Here is an 18,715-nt window from a genome sequence, read left to right on the forward strand (position 1 = left end):
GCAAGAGGCCGCCGCGGGCGGGCCGGCGCGAGAGCTCGCAGCCGTTTCCCGTGGCGCAGCGAGGCGCTTTTGGCAACATCACGAGTCGACGGGGCGCCTCGGGGGCCGATCCGGCTTTGGACACCCTCCCTCTATGACCGACAGTCCACGTTACCGCGTGCTGGGGGTGCTGCACCAAGGTGCGGACACGATCCTCTACCGCGCGCGGCGCGAGGAGGACGGCCGGCCGGTGGTGCTCAAGGTCCTGCGGCGCGACCACGCGAGCCCCCGCGCCCTCGGCAGGCTCCAGCACGAGCTCGAGGTCGCCAGGGCACTGACGTCGCCCGCGGTCGTCAAGGCCTGCGGGATCGAGCCGTTTCGCGACCAGATGACCCTGGTCCTCGAGGACTTCGGCGGCCGGTCGCTCGACCGGTTGCTCGATGACGGCGGGCCGATGCGCCCGATGTCGATCGAGCGCTTCTTCCCCCTCGCCCTCCGACTCGCCGCCGCGCTCGCCGAGCTCCACCGACACCACGTCATCCACAAGGACATCAAGCCCCAGAACCTGCTCTACAACCCCGACACCGGCGAGGTGAAGATCACCGATCTCGGCATCGCCTCCCTCTCCACCCGCGGGGCACAGGAGCTCGCGCACGACGGGCTCATCGAGGGCACGCTCGCCTACATGGCGCCGGAGCAGACCGGCCGCATGAACCGCCGCGTCGACGAGCGGACCGACCTGTACTCCCTCGGCGTCACCTTCTACGAGCTTCTGACTGGCACCCTCCCCTTCCAGGCCAGCGACCCCGTCGCGTGGGTCTACTGCCACATCGCCCAGGCGCCGCGGCCGCCTCACGCGCTCGTCCCCTCGATTCCACCCCAGCTCTCCGCCGTCGTCCTCAAGCTGCTCTCCAAGGCCGCCGAGGAGCGCTACCAGAGCGCCCTCGGCCTGCGCCACGATCTCGACACGTGCTTTTCCCAGCTGCGCCAGCGCGGCGCCATCGACCCCTTCCCGCTCGGGCTGCGCGACGTCTCCGATCGGTTCCAGATCCCGCAGCGGCTCTACGGCCGCGAGCGCGAGATCGAGGTGCTGCGCGCCGCGTTCGAGCGGGTGATCGCGGACGGCCGGCCAGAGCTCGTGCTCGTCTCGGGCTACTCGGGCATCGGCAAGTCCTCGCTCGTCGCCGAGCTGCACCGGCCCGTCGTGCGCGAGCGCGGCTCCTTCCTCTCCGGCAAGTTCGAGCAATTCAAGCGCGACGTCCCCTACCGCCCCCTCCTTCAGGCCTTCCGGGGCCTCGTGCAGGAGATCCTTGGCGCGAGCGAGGAGCAGCTCGAGCGCTGGCGAGAGCGCCTCCGTGAGGCCCTCGGCCCGAGCGGCGGGCTGCTCACCGACATGCTCCCCGAGCTCGCCCTGCTCCTCGGCCCGCAACCGCCCGTGCCCGAGCTCCCGCCCGCCGAGGCCCAGAGCCGGCTGCTCGCCACGCTCCAGCGCTTCGTCGCCGCCTGCGCACGGAAGGAGCACCCCGTCGCCCTCTTCCTCGACGACCTGCAATGGGCCGACCCCGGTAGCCTCCTGCTCCTCGAGCAGCTCGCCACCCTCGCCGGCGACCCGCACCTGCTGCTGATCGGCGCCTATCGCGACAACGAGGTCGGCCCCGCGCACCCGCTCCGGCTCACGCTGACCGAGGTGCAGCAGCGCGGCGCCACCGTCTCCGAGCTCGTCCTCACGCCGCTCTCTGCCGCCCACGTCGGGGCGCTCGTCGCCGAGGCGGTCCATGCGCCCGAAGCGCGGGTCGAGCCGCTCTCACGGCTGGTGTACGAGAAGACCGGCGGCAACCCCTTCTTCGTGCTCCAGTTCCTCATCGCCCTGCACGACGAGGGGCTCATCACCTTTGATGCGGACGAGGGCGCATGGCGGTGGGACATCGCCGCCATCCGCGACAAGGGCTTCACCGACAACGTCGTCGAGCTGATGGCCGGCAAGCTGGAGCGGCTCTCGGTCCCGACGCGCGACGCGCTCAAGCTCGCCGCCTGCCTCGGCGGCAGCCTGACCCTCGACACCCTCGCGATCGTCGCGCGAAGGCCGGCGGAGGCCCTGCGCACGGCGCTCGAGGAGGCCGTGCGGGAGGGGCTGCTGCTCCGCAGGGACAGCGCCTATCGCTTCCTCCATGACCGGGTGCAGCAGGCCGCAACTTCGCTCATCCCGCCCGGACAGCTCGCCGAGGTGCACCTCTGCATCGGCCAGCTGCTCTTGAAGGCGCAGCGCGCCGAAGAGCGCGAGGACGCGCTCTTCGACGTCGTGAGCCACCTCAACCGCGGCGCAGCGCTCCTCTGTTCCCAGGCCGAGCGCGACGAGCTCGCCGCCCTCAACCTCCGCGCCGGCAGGAAGGCCAAGGCCGCCGCCGCCTACCAGTCTGCCGACGCCCTCTTCGCCGCCGGCATGGCCCTCCTCGCGCAAGATCCCCGCGAGCGCTGGGAGACTCGGTACGATCTGGCCTATCCCCTGAGCCTCGAGCGCGCGCACGCCGCCTACGCCACCGGCAGCTCCGACGAGGCCGAGCGGCTGCTCGAGGAGCTCCTGGGGCGCGCGAGGAACGAGCTCGATCGCGCCGCGGTCGTCGAGCTTGCCGTGAGCTTCTACCAGACCCGAGGGCGGTCCGACCACGCCGTCGACCTCGCGCTCGCGTGGCTCCGCGCCTCGGATATCGATCTTCCGCTCCACCCCACCGACGCACAGGTCAAAGAAGAGACCGAGAGCCTCTGGCGAGCGCTGGGCGACCGGGCGATCGAGGACCTGCTCCGCCTGCCCCCCATGGAGCACCCGGAGTGCAAGGTCGTGATGGCGGTGCTGCAAGCCGTGGCCGGCCCCGCGATCTTCGTGGACCACGACCTGCACTACCTCATCGTCCTGCGCCAGGTGAAGCTCAGCCTGCGCTACGGCAACGCGGAGAGCTCCGCCCACGCGTACGCGGCCTTCGCGCGGATGTTCGGCCCGCGGTTCGGGCGATACCGCGAGGCCTACAAGTTCGGAAAGCTCGGCTACGACCTCGCGGACAGGAGCGAGCTCCTCACCGTGAAGTCGCTGGTATTCACCCTCTTCGGACAGCAAGTCGTCTTCTGGACACGCCACTACCGGGAGACGTACCCCTACACGCGCGCCGGGTTCAGCGCCGCGGTCGAGTCGGGCGATATGCGCATGGCGTGCTTCAACTGCGTCTGGGCTCCGCTGTTCCCGCTGCTCGCCGGCGAGCCGCTCGAGGACGTCCTCCACGAGGTCGAGGAGCGCAGCCGCTTCGTCCGCAAGGCCGGTTACGCGTTCGCCTACGGCGTCCTGGCCAGCGCCCACGCCGTCATCCAGACGCTGCGCGGCAGGCCGGTCCGCTTCTCCACGCTCGACGGCTCCGAGCTGGATCCGCCGGCCTTCGAGGCGCGGCTCGACGAGGGGGATATGCGGGGCGCCCGCGGCCTCCATTTCAGCATGAAGGCCCGGGCGCTCTTCGTGCTCGGCTCTTACGGAGAGGCGCTCGCCGCGGCGACGCGCGTGATCGTCGATCACCCCTTCAGGAGAGAGCCCTACGCGCTCATCGCCGAGAACTTCTATGTTCACGCGCTCTCGCTCGCGGCGCTCGTCGACGCCGACGGTGGCGCGCCCGAGCCGCCCAAGCCGCACGAGGCGCGGCGGTCGCCGGCGCAGGAGCTCCCCGAGGGCCTCCTCGACAGCGAGCGGCGGCTCGGCGAGTGGGCCGCGAGCTGCCCCGACAACTTCCTCCACAAACACGCCCTGGTCCGCGCCGAGATCGCCCGTCTCCTCGGCCGCGAGCCCGAGGCCATCCGGCGCTACGAGCAGGCCATCTCCTCGGCGCGGGAGAACGGCTTCGTCCAGCACGAGGCCATCGCCAGCGAGCTCGCCGCCCGGTTCTACCGCGATCGCGGCCTGTCCACGCCCGAAGGCGCCTACCTGCGGGACGCCCGCGCCGCCTACTTCCGCTGGGGCGCCCACGCCAAGGTCGAGCAGCTCGACCAGCGGTATCCCTTCCTCGTCGAGCGAAAGCCGATCGCCCCCACCGTCACCTTCGCCGTCCGCGCCGAGCAGTTCGACGTCCTGTCCATCGTCAAGGCCTCTCAGAGCATCTCGGGCGAGCTCATGCTCCCGCGCCTCCTGGAGATGCTGCTGCGCATCGTGGTCGAGCACGCGGGCGCCGGAGAGGGGGTCGTGCTCTTGGTCCGGGAGGAGCGCCTGTCGACGGCGGCGGCGATCACCGCGTCGGGGAGCGCCGCGCGGCTGCTCGACGCGGGCGAGGCGTCGGCGGTGCTGCCGCAATCCATTCTCAACTATGTCCTCCGCAGCCACGAGCGCGTGCTGCTCGACGACGCGGCGGCCAGGCACCCGTTCTCGGAGGACGCGTATTTCAGCCGCAAGAGGCCGAGATCGGTGCTGTGCCTCCCGATCATGCGGCAAACGCGGCTGCTCGGCGTGCTCTACCTGGAGAACGGGCTCGTGGCCGGGGCGTTCACCCCCGGGCGGCTCACCGTGCTCGAGCTGCTCACCTCGCAGTCGGCCATCTCGCTCGAGAACGCCATGCTCTATGCCGATATCGAGCAGGAGAACGCCGAGCGGCGGCGGGCGGAGCAGGCGCTGAAGGCCAACCAGGCGACGCTGCAGGCCATCGTCGACAACTCCGCCGCGACCATCTTCCTCAAGGATCGCGAAGGCCGGTATCTGCTCGCCAACCGCCACGCAGGCGACGTCGCCGGCGTGCCGAGCCATGAGCTCCTCGGAAAGACCGACGCCGAGCTCTCTCATGGTGCGAACGTCGAGGTCCTCCGAGACAACGACCGGCGAGTGCTCGACGCGGGCGAGCCGCTGGAGTTTGAGGAGGAGATCATGATGAAAGAGGGCGAGCCGCGCGTCTATCTGTCCCTCAAGTTCCCGCTCGGCGAGAGCGTCATGCCCGGCGTGGTCTGCGGCATCTGCACCGACATCACCGAGCGCAAGCGCGCCGAGCTCGCCGAGCGCTTCCTCGCCGACGCGAGCCGCAAGCTCATGGCCCTCGGCTACGGCGCCACCCTCGAGAGCGTGGCGCAGCTCGCGTTGCCGGCGCTGGCCGACCGATGCGTCATCGACGTGGACCTCGCCCAGGACGCCCCGGGGCGGGCGGTCACCGCGGGGATGCCGGCCGAGCTCGCGGGCGCGGTGACGGACGCGCTGCGGCCCCTTTCGGCGACGCCGCCGGACCGGCCCGAGATAGGCGACGTCCGCGCCGCACCTCTCCTCGATCCGCTCGGCGTTCACTCCTTCCTCCGCGTCCCGCTCCTCGCGCGCGACCGGCGCTTCGGGGTCATGACCCTGCTGGCGGCCGCGCCGCGGCACCGTTTCGGCCCCGCCGACCTGTGGCTGGCCGAGGAGCTGGCGAGCCGCGCCGCGCTCGCCCTCGACAACAGCCGCCTGTTCGCCGAGGCCCAGCAGGCGATCGAGCGCCGCGACGAGTTCCTCCTCGTCGCCTCCCACGAGCTCAAGACACCGCTCACCTCGCTCACGATGCAAGCCCACCTGCTCGCCCGGCTCCTGCCCCGCCTCCAGCGCGGGGAGGTCGCCCCCGAGCGCATCGACGCCGCGATCCAGCTCCTCAACCGCCAGATCGCGCGCCTCGCCCACCTGGTCAACGAGCTGCTCGACGTCACCCGCCTGAACGCCGGCCAGCTGACCCTCTCGCGCGCGCCGGTCGATCTCGCGGCGCTGGCGCGCGAGGTCGTCGAGCGGATGCACCAGCAGCTCACCGACGCCCGCTGCCGCACCCAGCTCGAGCTGGACGAGCCCGTGATGGGACACTGGGATCCGTCTCGCATGGAGCAGGTCCTCATCAACCTCCTGTCCAACGCGATCAAGTACGGCGCGGGAGGCCTCATCCACGTCATCGTGCGCCGCGAGGGCGCTCGCGGCGTGCTCGTCGTCCGCGATCACGGCATGGGCATCGCCGAGGCCGATCAGGCGAGGATCTTCGAGCGCTTCGAGCGCGCCGTCTCCGTCCGCAACTTCGGCGGTCTCGGCCTCGGCCTCTACATCGTTCGATGGATCGTCACCTCTCACGGCGGCACCATCCGCGTCGAGAGCAGGCCGGGCGCGGGCGCCACGTTCATCGTCGAGCTGCCTTTGCGCCCGCCGGAGGCGGAGACGGAGGGCCAGGGCACCTTTCTCGCGCCAGCGTGAGCGTTCACCGGGGGCCGAGGCCGGCGCGGCTCCGCGCCGTTTGCTCGTGACGGGTCGCAGCGCTTTTGGCAATGTACCAAGTTGAACCGCAGCGCGGCGCCGACGTCCGTGACGTCCGGCGTTCAAAGATTCTCCTATGCCCCATAGTCCACGTTACCGCGTGCTGGAGGTGCTGCACCAGGGTGCGGACACGATCCTCTACCGCGCGCGGCGCGACGAGGACGGCCGACCGGTGGTGCTCAAGGTCCTGCGGCGCGACCACGCCAGCCCCCGCGCCCTCGGCAGGCTCCAGCACGAGCTCGAGGTCGCGACGGCGCTCGCTTCGCCGGTCGTCGTCCGGGCCTACGGGATCGAGCCGTTCCGCGACCAGATGACGCTGGTCCTCGAGGACTTCGGCGGCCGCTCGCTCGACCGGTTGCTCGATGACGACGGGCCGATGCGCCCGATGTCGCTCGAGCGCTTCTTCCCCCTCGCCCTCCGACTCGCCGCCGCGCTCGCCGAGCTCCACCGACATCACGTCATCCACAAGGACATCAAGCCTCAGAACCTGCTCTACAACCCCGACACCGGCGAGGTGAAGCTCACCGATCTCGGCATCGCCTCCCTCTCCACCCGCGGGGCACAGGAGCTCGCGCACGACGGGCTCATCGAGGGCACGCTCGCCTACATGGCGCCGGAGCAGACCGGCCGCATGAATCGCCGCGTCGACGAGCGGACCGACCTGTACTCCCTCGGCGTCACCTTCTACGAGATGCTGACTGGCACCCTGCCCTTCCAGGCCAGCGACCCCGTCACGTGGGTCTACTGCCATATCGCCCAGGCGCCGCGGCCGCCGCACGCGCTCGTCCCCTCGATTCCACCCCAGCTCTCCGCCGTCGTCCTCAAGCTGCTCTCCAAGGCCGCCGAGGAGCGTTACCAGAGCGCCCTCGGCCTGCGCCACGACCTCGACACGTGCTTTTCCCAGCTGCGCCAGCGCGGCGCCATCGACCCCTTCCCGCTCGGGCTGCGCGACGTCTCCGATCGGTTCCAGATCCCGCAGCGGCTCTACGGCCGCGAGCGCGAGATCGAGGCGCTGCGCGCCGCGTTCGAGCGGGTGGTCGCGAACGGCCGGCCAGAGCTCGTGCTCGTCTCGGGCTACTCGGGCATCGGCAAGTCCTCGCTCGTCGCCGAGCTGCACCGGCCCGTCGTGCGCGAGCGCGGCTCCTTCCTCTCCGGCAAGTTCGATCAGCTCAAGCGCGACGTCCCCTACCGCGCCTTCCTTCACGCCTTCCGGGGCCTCGTGCAGGAGATCCTCGGCGCGAGCGAGCAGCAGCTCGAGCGCTGGCGAGAGCGCCTCCGTGAGGCCCTCGGCCCGAGCGGCGGGCTGCTCACCGACATGCTCCCGGAGATCGAGCGCCTCCTCGGCCCGCAGCCCCCCGTGCCCGAGCTCCCGCCCGCCGAGGCCCAGAGCCGGCTGCTCGCCACGCTCCAGCGCTTCGTCGCCGCCTGCGCACGGAAGGAGCACCCCGTCGCCCTCTTCCTCGACGACCTGCAATGGGCCGACCCCGGTAGCCTCCTGCTCCTCGAGCAGCTCGCCACCCTCGCCGGCGACGCGCACCTGCTGCTGATCGGCGCTTATCGCGACAACGAGGTCGGCCCCGCACACCCGCTCCGGCTCACGCTCGCCGAGGTCCGAAAGCGCAGCGCCGCCGTCGGCGACATCGTCCTCGAGCCGCTCTCCGCCGCCCACGTCGGGGCGCTCGTCGCCGAGACGGTCCACGCGCCCGAAGCAGAGGTCGAGCCGCTCTCGCAGCTCGTCCACCAGAAGACCGGCGGCAACCCCTTCTTCCTGCTCCAGTTCCTCATCACCCTGCACGACGAGGGGCTCATCACCTTTGATGCGGACGAGGGCGCATGGCGGTGGGACATCGCCGCCATCCGCGACAAGGGCTTCACCGACAACGTCGTCGAGCTGATGGCCGGCAAGCTCAATCGGCTCCCGGTCCCGACGCGCGACGCGCTCAAGCTCGCCGCCTGCCTCGGCGGCAGCCTGACCCTCGACACCCTCGCGGTGGTCGCGCGCCGTCCGGCGGAGGAGCTCCGCGAGGCGCTCGAGGAGGCCGTGCGGGAGGGGCTGCTGCTCCGCAGGGACAGCGCCTATCGCTTCCTCCATGACCGGGTGCAGCAGGCCGCAACTTCGCTCATCCCGCCCGGACAGCTCGCCGAGGTGCACCTCCGGATCGGTCAGCTGCTCTTGAAGGCGCAGCGCGCCGGAGAGCGCGAGGACGCGCTCTTCGACGTCGTGAGCCACCTCAACCGCGGCGCCGCGCTCCTCTGTTCCCAGGCCGAGCGCGACGAGCTCGCAGCGCTGAACCTCCGCGCCGGCAGGAAGGCCAAGGCCGCCGCGGCGTATGAATCTGCCGCCGCCCTCTTCGTTGCCGGCATGGCCCTGCTCGCGGGCGAGCCGCAGGAACGCTGGGAGACGCAGTACGCGCTGACCCACGCCCTGAGCTTCGAGCGAGCGCGCTGCGCGTACATCCTCGGCAACTTCGATGAAGCCGAGCGGCTGCTCGAGGAGCTCACGGATCGCTCGATGACCAAGATCGAGAGGGCCGCCGTCGTCGAGCTCGCCGTCGCCTTGCACGTGACCCGCGGGCAGAGCGCCCGCGCTGTGGAGATCGGCCTCTCCTTCCTGCGCTCTTACGACATCCATCTGCCAACCCACCTCACCGACGCGCGCATCGACGAAGAGACCGAGAGCGTATGGAAGGCCCTGGGCGACCGGGCGATCGAGGGCCTCATCCACCTGCCCCCCATGACGCACCCGGAGATCAAGATCGCGATGAGCATCTTGAAGAGCGTGTCCGTCGCTGCGTATTTCGTGGACCAGAACCTGCATCACCTGGTCCTCGAGCGCATGGTCACGCTCAGCCTCCTCCATGGCAACGCCGAGAGCTCCGCCCATGCGTACACCGCCTTCGCGCGGGTGCTCGGCCCGCGGTTCGGGAGATACAAGGAGGCTTACCTGTTCGGCAAGCTCGGCTACGACCTCGCGGAGAAGAGCGAGGATCTCGCCGCGAAGCCGACCGTGTTCTTCCTGTTCGGGCAGCTGACCGTCTTCTGGACGCGCCATTACAGGGAGACCTACCCCTACAATCGCCTCGGCTTCAACGCCGCCGTGGAATGCGGCGATCTGAACAACGCGTGTTACCATTGCGTCTGGGCGTCGGTGTTCCCCCTGCTCTGCGGGGAGCCGCTGGAGGACGTCCTCCGCCTGACCGAGGAGCGCCTCGGCTTCGTGCGCAAGGCCGGCTACGCGTTCATCCATGGCATCCTCCTCAGCGTCCGGTACCTCATCCAGACGCTGCGCGGGAGGCCTGTCCATTACGCGATGCTGGACGGCTCCGAGCTGGATCAGGAGGCCTTCGAGGCGCGGCTTCCGCCGGGATCCGCGTACGGGGCTCATAGCTTGTACTACAGCCTGAAGGCGCAGGCGCTGTTCCTCCTCGGCTCTCCCAGGGAGGCGCTCGCGGCGTCGACCCGTGTCGTCGTCGATTACGACTGGAGGATGGACGCGGGCGCCGAGATCCCCGAGACCTTCTATGTTCACGCGCTCGCGCTCGCCGCGGCGGCCGACGACGCGCACGAGGCGCGCGACGCGGCGACCTCGCCAGCGCGGGAGCTCCCCGAAGGGCTCCTCGCGTGCGAGCGGCAGCTCGGCGTGTGGGCCGCGAGCTGCCCCGACAACTTCCTCCACAAACACACGCTGGTCCGCGCCGAGATCGCCCGGCTCCTCGGGCGCGAGCCCGAGGCCATCCGGCTCTACGAGCAAGCCATCTCGTCGGCGCAAGAGGGCGGCTTCGTCCAGCACGAGGCCATCGCCTGCGAGCTCGCCGCCCGCTTCTACCTCGACCGCGGCCTGTCCACGCCCGCCGTCGCCCACCTGCAGCGGGCGCGCGCCGCGTATTTCCGCTGGGGCGCGCATGCCAAGGTGGAGCAGCTCGACCAGCGGTATCCCTTCCTCGTCGAGCGAAAGCCGATCGCCCCCACCGTCACCTTCGCCGTCCGCGCCGAGCAGTTCGACGTCCTGTCCGTCGTCAAGGCCTCTCAGAGCATCTCCCGAGAGCTCAAGCTCCCCCGCCTGCTCGAGACGCTGCTGCGCATCGTGGTCGAGCACGCGGGCGCCGGAGAGGGGGTCGCGCTCCTGGTCCGGGAAGATCGCGTGTCGACCGCGGCGGCGATCACCGCGTCGGGGAGCGCCGCGCGGCTGCTCGAGGCGGGCGAGGCCCTGGCGGCGCTGCCCCAATCCATTCTCAACTATGTCCTCCGCAGCCACGAGCGCGTGCTGCTCGACGACGCCTCCGCCAGACACCCGTTCTCGGAAGACGCGTATTTCGGCCGCAAGAGGCCGAGGTCGGTGCTGTGCCTCCCGATCGTGCGGCAAACGCGGCTGCTCGGCCTGCTCTACCTGGAGAACAACCTCGTCACCGGCGCGTTCACCCACGGGCGGCTCACCGTGCTCGAGCTGCTCGCCTCGCAGTCGGCCATCTCGCTCGAGAACGCCATGCTCTACACCGACATCGAGCAGGAGAACGCCGAGCGGCGCCGGGCGGAGCGCGAGCTCCGTGAGAGCCAGGCCACCCTGCAGGCCATCGTCGACAACTCCGCTGCCGCCATCTACCTCAAGGATCGCGAAGGCCGGTTCCTGCTCGTCAACCGTCAGGTGAGCCGCGGCCTCGGCATCCCGACAGAGCAGATCCTCGGAAAGACGAGCGCCGAGCTCTTGCCTGCCACCGCCACCGTGACCATCGACGAACACGACCGGCGGGTGCTCGACGCCGGCGAGCCGATGGAGTTCGAGGAGGAGGTGCTGTTGGAGGGCGAGCTGCGCACCTACCTGTCGCTCAAGTTCCCGCTCGGCGAGCGCGTCATGCCCGGCGTGCTCTGCGGCATCTCCACCGATATCACAGAGCGCAAGCGCGCCGAGCTGGCCGAGCGCTTCCTCGCCGAGGCGAGCCGCAGGCTGATGGCCCTCGGTTACAGCGCCACCCTCGAGAGCGTCGCGCAGCTCGTCGTGCCCGAGCTCGCCGACCGGTGTGTCATCGACATGGACCTCGCTCGCGGCCCCGCGGGCGCCCCGGGACACGCGGTCACCGCCGGCCTGCCGGCCGAGCTCGCGGGCGCGGTGATGGACGCCCTGCGGCCCCTTTCGGAGAGCTCTCTGGATCACGCCGAGGAGGGCGACCTCCGCGCCGCGCCCCTCCTCGATCCGCTCGGCGTTCACTCCTTCCTCCGCGTCCCGCTCCTCGCGCGCGACCGGCGCTTCGGCGTCATGACCCTGCTGGCGACCGCGCCGCGGCGCCGTTACGGCCCCGCCGACCTGTGGCTGGCCCAGGAGCTGGCGAGCCGCGCGGCGCTCGCCCTCGACAACAGCCGTCTATTCGCAGAGGCCCAGCAGGCGATCGAGCGCCGCGACGAGTTCCTCCTCGTCGCTTCCCACGAGCTCAAGACCCCGCTCACGTCGCTCACGATGCAGGCTCACCTCCTCGCCCGGCTCCTGCCCCGCCTCCAGCGCGCCGAGGTCGCTCCGGAGCGCATCGACGCCGCGATCCAGCTCCTCAACCGCCAGATCGCGCGCCTCGGCCACCTGGTCAATGAGCTGCTCGACGTCACCCGCCTCAACGCCGGCCAGCTGACCCTCGCGCGCGCGCCCGTCGATCTGGCCGCCCTGGCGCGCGATGTCGTCGAGCGGATGCACGAGCAGCTCACCGACGCCCGCTGCCGCACCCAGCTCGAGCTGGAAGGGCCCGTGGTGGGCAACTGGGACGCTTTCCGCATGGAGCAGATCCTCATCAACCTCCTGTCCAACGCGCTCAAATATGGCGCGGGAGGCCCGATTCACGTCGTCGTGCGCAGCCTGGCCAGCCGCGCGGTGCTCATCGTCCGCGATCATGGCATGGGCATCGCCGAGGCCGACCAGGCCAGGATCTTCGAGCGCTTCGAGCGCGCCGTCTCCGTCCGCAACTTCGGCGGCCTCGGCCTCGGCCTCTACATCGTGCGGTGGATCGTCACCTCCCACGGCGGCGCCATCCGCGTCGAGAGCAAGCCGGGCGCGGGCGCTGCCTTCATCGTCGAGCTGCCTTTGCGCGCGCCGGACACGGAGACGGACGTCCAGGGCGCCTTCCTCCCGCAGGCGTAGGCACGCGCTGCGCGCTCACACCCCGACAGCTGCCTCAGCGGGCGCTGACGCACCGCCGTTTGCTCGTGACGGGTCGCAGTGCTTTTGGCAGTGTACCGAATTGAACCGCAGCACGCCGCATCCGTCCGTGACGTCCGGCGTTCAAAGATCCTCCTATGCCCCATAGTCCACGTTACCGCGTGCTGGAGGTGCTGCACCAAGGTGCGGATACCATCCTCTACCGCGCGCGGCGCGAGGAGGACGGCCGACCGGTGGTGCTCAAGGTGCTGCGGCGCGACCACGCGAGCCCTCACGCCCTCGGCAGGCTCCAGCACGAGCACGAGGTCGCCAGAGCGCTCGATACGGCGGTCATCGTCAGGCCCTACGCGATGGAATCGCTCGGCGACCAGGCCGCGCTGGTCCTGGAGGATTTCGGCGGCCGCTCGCTCGATCGGCTGCTCGATGGCGACGGGCCGACGCGCCCGATGCGCCCGATGTCGATCGAGCGCTTCCTCCCCCTCGCCCTCCGCCTCACCGCCGCGCTCGCCGAGCTCCACAGGCGGCACGTCATCCACAAGGACATCAAGCCCCAGAACCTGCTCTACAACCCCGACACCGGCGAGGTGAAGATCACCGATCTCGGCATCGCCTCCCTCTCCCCCCGCGAATCCCAGGACCCCGTCCACAACAGCCTCATCGAGGGGACGCTGGCCTACATGGCGCCGGAGCAAACGGGCCGGATGAACCGCTGGATCGACGAGCGGACCGACCTGTACTCCCTCGGCGTCACCTTCTACGAGATGCTGACTGGCACCCTGCCCTTCCAGGCCAGCGATCCCGTCGCGTGGGTCTATTGCCATATCGCGCAGAGCCCGGTCCCGCCCCACGCGCTCGTCCCCTCGATTCCACCGGTCCTTTCCGAGGTCGTGCTCAAGCTGCTCTCCAAGGCCGCCGAGGAGCGCTACCAGAGCGCCCTCGGCCTGCGCCACGACCTCGACGCGTGCCTCGCGAGGTGGCGGGCGAGCGGGGACATTCAGCCCTTCGCGCTCGGTGAGCGCGATCTCTCGGACCGGTTCCGCGTCCCGCAGCGGCTCTACGGCCGCGAGCGCGAGGCCCTGGCGCTGCTCGCCGCGTTCGAGCGGGTGGTGGCGCAGGGTCGGCCCGAGCTCGTGCTCGTGTGCGGGTACTCGGGTATCGGCAAGTCGTCGCTCGTCGCCGAGCTGCACAGGCCCGTCGTTCGCGAGCGCGGCTTCTTCCTCTGCGGCAAGTTCGATCAGACCGCGAGGGATGTCCCCTACCGTGCTTTCCTTCAGGCGTTCCGGGCGCTGTTTCAGGAGATCCTCGGCGCGAGCGAGGAGCAGGTCGAGCGCTGGAGAGAGCGCCTCCGGGAGGCCCTCGACCAGGACGGCAGGCTGCTCGCCGACGTGCTCCCCGAGATCGAGCGGCTCCTCGGCCCGCAGCCCCCCGTGCCCGAGCTCCCGCCCACCGAGGCCCAGAGCCGGCTGCACGCGGCGCTCCAGCGCTTCGTCGCCGCGTGCGCCCGGAAGGAGCACCCCATGGCGCTCTTCCTCGATGATCTCCAGTGGGCCGACGCGGCCAGCCTCCTCCTGCTCGAGCACCTCGCCACCCATGCCGGTGGCGCGCACCTCCTGCTGATCGGCGCCTACCGGGACAATGAAGTAGGCCCAGCGCACCCGCTCCGGCTCACGCTGGCCGAGGTCCGAAAGCGCGGCGCCGCCGTCGGCGACATCGTCCTCGAGCCGCTCTCCGCCGCCCACGTCGGGGCGCTCGTCGCCGAGGCGGTCCACGCGCCCGAAGCAGAGGTCGAGCCGCTCTCGCAGCTCGTCCACCAGAAGACCGGCGGCAACCCGTTCTTCGTTCTCCAGTTCCTCATGGCCCTGCACGAAGAGGGGCTCATCGCCGTCGACGCAGAGCGGCGCATGTGGCGGTGGGATATCGCCGCGATCCGAGACAAAGGGTTCACCGACAACGTCGTCGAGCTGATGGCGGGCAAGCTGAACCGGCTCTCGGTCCCGACGCGCGACGCGCTCAAGCTCGCCGCGTGCCTCGGCAGCACCCTCGACCTCGACACCCTGGCGCGGCTAGCGCACCGCAGCCCGGCGGAGCTCCGCGACGCGCTCGAGGAGGCCGTCCGGGAGGGGCTGATCCTCCGCCAGGGAAACGGCTATCGATTTCTCCACGACCGGGTGCAGCAAGCCGCAACCTCGCTCATCCCGCCAGAGCAGCTGGCCGAGGTGCATCTCCGGATTGGCCAGCTCCTCTGCCGGGAGGGGCGCCCGGAGGAGGGCGACGAGGCGCTCTTCGACGCCGTCGGCCACCTCAACCGCGGCGCCGCGCTCCTCCGTTCCCGGGCCGAGCGGGACGAGGTGGCCGCGCTGAACCTCCGCGCCGGCAGGAAGGCCAAGGCCGCGGCGGCCTTCCTGTCCGCCGCCGCGCTCTTCGCCGCGGGCCTCTCCTTGCTCTCGCCGGACTCCTGGGAGACGCAGCACGAGCTGACCTATGGCCTCACCTTCGAGCGCGCGCACGTCGCCTACATCACCGGCGCCATCGACGACGCCGAGCGGATGCTCGAAGAGCTCGAGGATCGCGCGAGGACCAGGGGCGAGACGGCCGCCGTCGTCGAGCTCGTCATCACGCTGAAGGTCACCCGCGGGCACTACGCGCGCGCGGCGGAGATCGGGCTCGCGTGGCTCCGCACCCACGACATCGATCTTCCCTTCCTCCCCACCGAGGCACAGCTCGAAGAGGAGACGAAGAGCGTCTGGCAGGCCCTGGGCGACCGGGCGATCGAGGACCTGATCCACCTGCCCCCCATGACGCACCCGGAGATCAAGGCCACGATGAGCGTGCTGCTGGGCGCTGGCATCCCCGCGGCCTTCGTGAACCCGAGCCTCCCCTTTCTCATCGTCCTGCGCATGGTCCAGCTCAGCCTGCGCCACGGCAACGCCGAGAGCTCCTCTCACGCCTACACCTCCTTCGCGAGGGTGCTCGGCCCGAAGCTTGGGCGATACCAGGAGGCCTATCGCTTCGGCAAGCTCGGCTGCGACCTCGCGGAGAGGAGCGGCCTCCTCACGACGAAATCGATGGCGTTCACGATCTTCGGACAGCATGTCGTCTTCTGGACACGCCACTACCGGGAGACGACCCCGTACTCGCGCGCCGGCTTCAGCGCCGCGGTCGAGTCAGGCGATCTGAACCACGCGTGCTTCAACCGCATGTGGGACGCGCTGTTCCGGCTGCTCTCCGGCGATCCGCTGGAGGACGTGCTTCACGAGGTCGAGGAGCGCCTCGCCTTCGTGCGCAGCGCCGGTCACCCGTTCGCCCATGGCGTCCTCCTCGGCGCGCACGGCATCGTCCAGACGCTGCGAGGGAGGCCGGTCCGCTTCTCGATGCTCGATGGATCCGAGCTGGATCCGCCGGCCTTCGAGGCGCGGCTCGGCGAGGGGGAGCTGCAGAACGTCCAAAGCTTCTATCATCAGATGAAGGCCCAGGCGCTCTTCGTGCTGGGCTCTCCCGGAGAGGCGATCGAGACGGCGGCCCGCGCGATGATCGAGCACGGACACGGGGTCGTGCCGACCGCCCTCGTCGTCGAGAACTTCTATTATTCCGGGCTCGCGATCGCGGCGCTGGTCGACGTGCCGCACGTACCGCACGCACCGCACGCGGAGCGGGATTCCCCGCGTGAGGTCCCCGAGCAGCTGCTCGACTGCGAGCGGCGGCTCGGCGAGTGGGCCAGGAACGGCCCCGACAACTTCCTCCACAAACACACGCTGGTCCGCGCCGAGATCGCCCGGCTCCGGGGGCACGAGCCGGAGGCCATCCGGCTGTACGAGCAGGCCATCGCGTCGGCGCAAGAGGGCGGCTTCGTCCAGCACGAGGCCATCGCCTGCGAGCTCGCAGCCCAGTTCTACCACGCGCGCGGCCTCGCCACGCCCGAAGGCGCTTACCTGGAGAAGGCGCGCGCCGCCTATTTTCGCTGGGGGGCCCACGCCAAGGTGGATCAGCTCGACCAGCGCTATCCCCACCTCGCCCCGCGCAAGCCGATCGCGCCCACCGTCACGTTCGCCGTCCGGGCCGAGCAGTTCGACGTCCTCTCCGTCGTCAAGGCCTCTCAGAGCATCTCCGGAGAGCTCAAGCTCCCGCGCCTCCTCGAGACGCTCTTGCGCATCGTGGTCGAACACGCGGGCGCCGAGGAGGGCTATGTGCTCCTGGTCCGGCAAGATCGCGTGTCGGCCGCGGCGGCGATCGCCGCGGCCGGCGGCGCGGCTCGGCTGCTCGACGCGGGCGAGGCGGCGAGCACCGAGCTGCCGCAGTCCATCCTCAATTACGTTTGGCGGAGCCACGAGCGCGTGCTGCTCGCCGACGCCTCCGCCAGACACCCGTTCTCGGAGGACGCGTATTTCGCGCGCAAGCGGCCGCGATCGGTGCTGTGCCTCCCGATCGTGCATCGGGCCCGGCTGCTCGGCCTGCTCTACCTGGAGAACAGGCTCATCACCGGGGCGTTCACCCCCGGGCGGCTCAGCGTGCTCGAGCTGCTCGCGTCGCAATCGGCCATCTCGCTCGAGAACGCCATGCTGTATGCCGAGGTCGAGCGGGAGAACACCGAGCGGCGGCGGGCAGAACAGGCGCTGAAGACCAACCAGGCGACCCTGCGGGCCATCGTCGACAACTCGGCCACGGCCATTTACGTCAAGGATCACGAAGGCCGGCTCCTGCTCGCCAACCGGCACGTGGGCGCCATCATGCGCATGCCGATCGAGGCGATCGTCGGAAAGACGCTCGCCGAGCTCTTGCGCTCTCCGGTCGCGGAGCCCCTGAACGACCACGACAGGAAGGTGCGCGAGGCGGGCGCGCCGATGGAGTGGGAGGAGGAGCTGCCGCTGGAGGACGGGCTGCACACCTTCCTCTCGCTCAAGTTCCCTCTCGGGGATGAGGTCATGCCCGGCGCGCTCTGCGGCATCTCCACCGACATCACCGAGCGCAAGCGCGCCGAGGTGGCCGAGCGCTTCCTCGCCGACGCGAGCCGCAAGCTCATGGCCCTCGGCTACGGCGCCACGCTCGACAGCGTCGCGCGGCTCGCCGTGCCCGAGCTGGCCGATCAGTGCGTCATCGACGTGGGCGTCGCTGGCGGCGACCCGGGACACGCGGTCACGGCGGTCACCGCGGGCGTGCCGGACGACGTCGCAGGCGCGGTGATGGACGCGCTGCGGCCCCTGGCAGCCGCCTCGCCGGACCACCCCGAGGTGGGCGATGTCCGCGCCGCGCCTCTGCTCGAGCGGCTCGGCGTTCACTCCTTCCTCCGCGTCCCGCTCCTCGCGCGCGACCGGCGCTTCGGGGTCATGACGTTGCTGGGGACCGCGCCCCGACCCCGCTATGGCGCTTCCGACCTGCGGCTCGCCGGGGAGCTCGGGTTCCGTGCGGCGCTCGCCCTCGACAACAGCCGCCTGTTCGCCGAGGCCCAGCAGGCGATCGAGCGCCGGAACGAGTTCCTCCTCGTCGCCTCGCACGAGCTCAAGACCCCGCTCACCTCGCTCAAGATGCAGGCGCACCTGCTCGAGCGGCTGTTGCCCCGCTACCGGCGCGCGGAGATCTCGCCGGAGCGCATCGACGCCGCGCTCCAGGTCCTGAGCCGACAGATCGCGCGCCTCGCCCACCTGGTCAATGAGCTGCTCGACGTCACTCGACTGAACGCCGGCCAGCTGACCCTCTCGCGCGCGCCGTTCGATCTGGCGGCCCTGACGCGCGAGGTCGTCGAGCGGATGAGACAGCAGCTCGCGAGCGCGCGCTGCCGCGCCGAGCTCGATCTGGAAGGGCCCGTGGTCGGGGACTGGGATGCTTCTCGGATGGAGCAGGTCCTCATCAACCTGCTCTCCAACGCGATCAAGTACGGCGCAGGCGCCCCCGTTCACGTCGTCGTGCGCGGCGAGGGCGACCGCGCGCGGCTCGTCGTCCGCGATCACGGCATGGGCATCGCGGAGGCCGATCAGGCCAGGATCTTCGAGCGCTTCGAGCGCGCCGTCTCCGTCCGCAACTTCGGCGGTCTCGGACTCGGCCTCTACATCGTGCGGTGGATCGTCACCTCCCATGGCGGCGCCATCCGCGTCGAGAGCAAGCCGGGCGCGGGCGCCACGTTCGTCGTCGAGCTGCCTTTGCATGCGGCGCAGACAGAGACGCTCGGCCAGGATACCCTGCTCCCGCAGGCGTAGGCGCGCGCTCCGCGCTGCGTGCTCGCTACCCGACTGCGCCTCAGCAGCTCCTTTTCCGTCCCCGCTATCGCCGTGCATGGACGACGGCGTCGCCGCAGGCGAACCGGCGCGAGAACGCGGCTCCGTTTGCTCGTGACGAGGCGC

The 18,715-nt window shown here is 70.6% G+C and carries 3 protein-coding genes; all 3 read left to right on the top strand.

Annotated elements, in window-relative coordinates; all coding sequences use genetic code 11:
* Nucleotides 1–133: 133 nt before the first annotated feature.
* The 3 genes from WME95_RS30260 to WME95_RS30270 all read left to right on the top strand — a co-directional run bounded on the left by WME95_RS30260 (nucleotide 134) and on the right by WME95_RS30270 (nucleotide 18,571).
* Nucleotides 134–6,187 carry an AAA family ATPase gene (locus WME95_RS30260; RefSeq protein ID WP_437902813.1) on the top strand — a complete coding sequence of 2,018 codons (6,054 nt, stop codon included), beginning with the start codon at nucleotides 134–136 and terminating at the stop codon, nucleotides 6,185–6,187.
* Between the two features lie 136 nt (nucleotides 6,188–6,323).
* Nucleotides 6,324–12,365 carry an AAA family ATPase gene (locus WME95_RS30265; protein WP_437902814.1) on the top strand — a complete coding sequence of 2,014 codons (6,042 nt, stop codon included), beginning with the start codon at nucleotides 6,324–6,326 and terminating at the stop codon, nucleotides 12,363–12,365.
* Nucleotides 12,366–12,520: 155 nt separating this feature from the next.
* Nucleotides 12,521–18,571: an AAA family ATPase gene (locus tag WME95_RS30270; RefSeq protein ID WP_437902815.1), complete on the top strand. Its 6,051-nt coding sequence runs from the start codon at nucleotides 12,521–12,523 to the stop codon at nucleotides 18,569–18,571.
* The last annotated feature ends 144 nt before the right edge of the window (nucleotides 18,572–18,715 follow it).

The organism is Sorangium sp. So ce327 (genome assembly GCF_051530205.1).
GTDB classification, from domain to species: Bacteria; Myxococcota_A; Polyangia; order Polyangiales; family Polyangiaceae; genus Sorangium; species Sorangium cellulosum_B.

Bases quoted from the DNA above. Each gene is read 5' to 3' on its own strand.
- WME95_RS30260 (WP_437902813.1), top strand. From the start codon at position 134: ATGACCGACAGTCCACGTTACCGCGTGCTGGGGGTGCTGCACCAAGGT.
- WME95_RS30265 (WP_437902814.1), top strand. From the start codon at position 6,324: ATGCCCCATAGTCCACGTTACCGCGTGCTGGAGGTGCTGCACCAGGGT.
- WME95_RS30270 (WP_437902815.1), top strand. From the start codon at position 12,521: ATGCCCCATAGTCCACGTTACCGCGTGCTGGAGGTGCTGCACCAAGGT.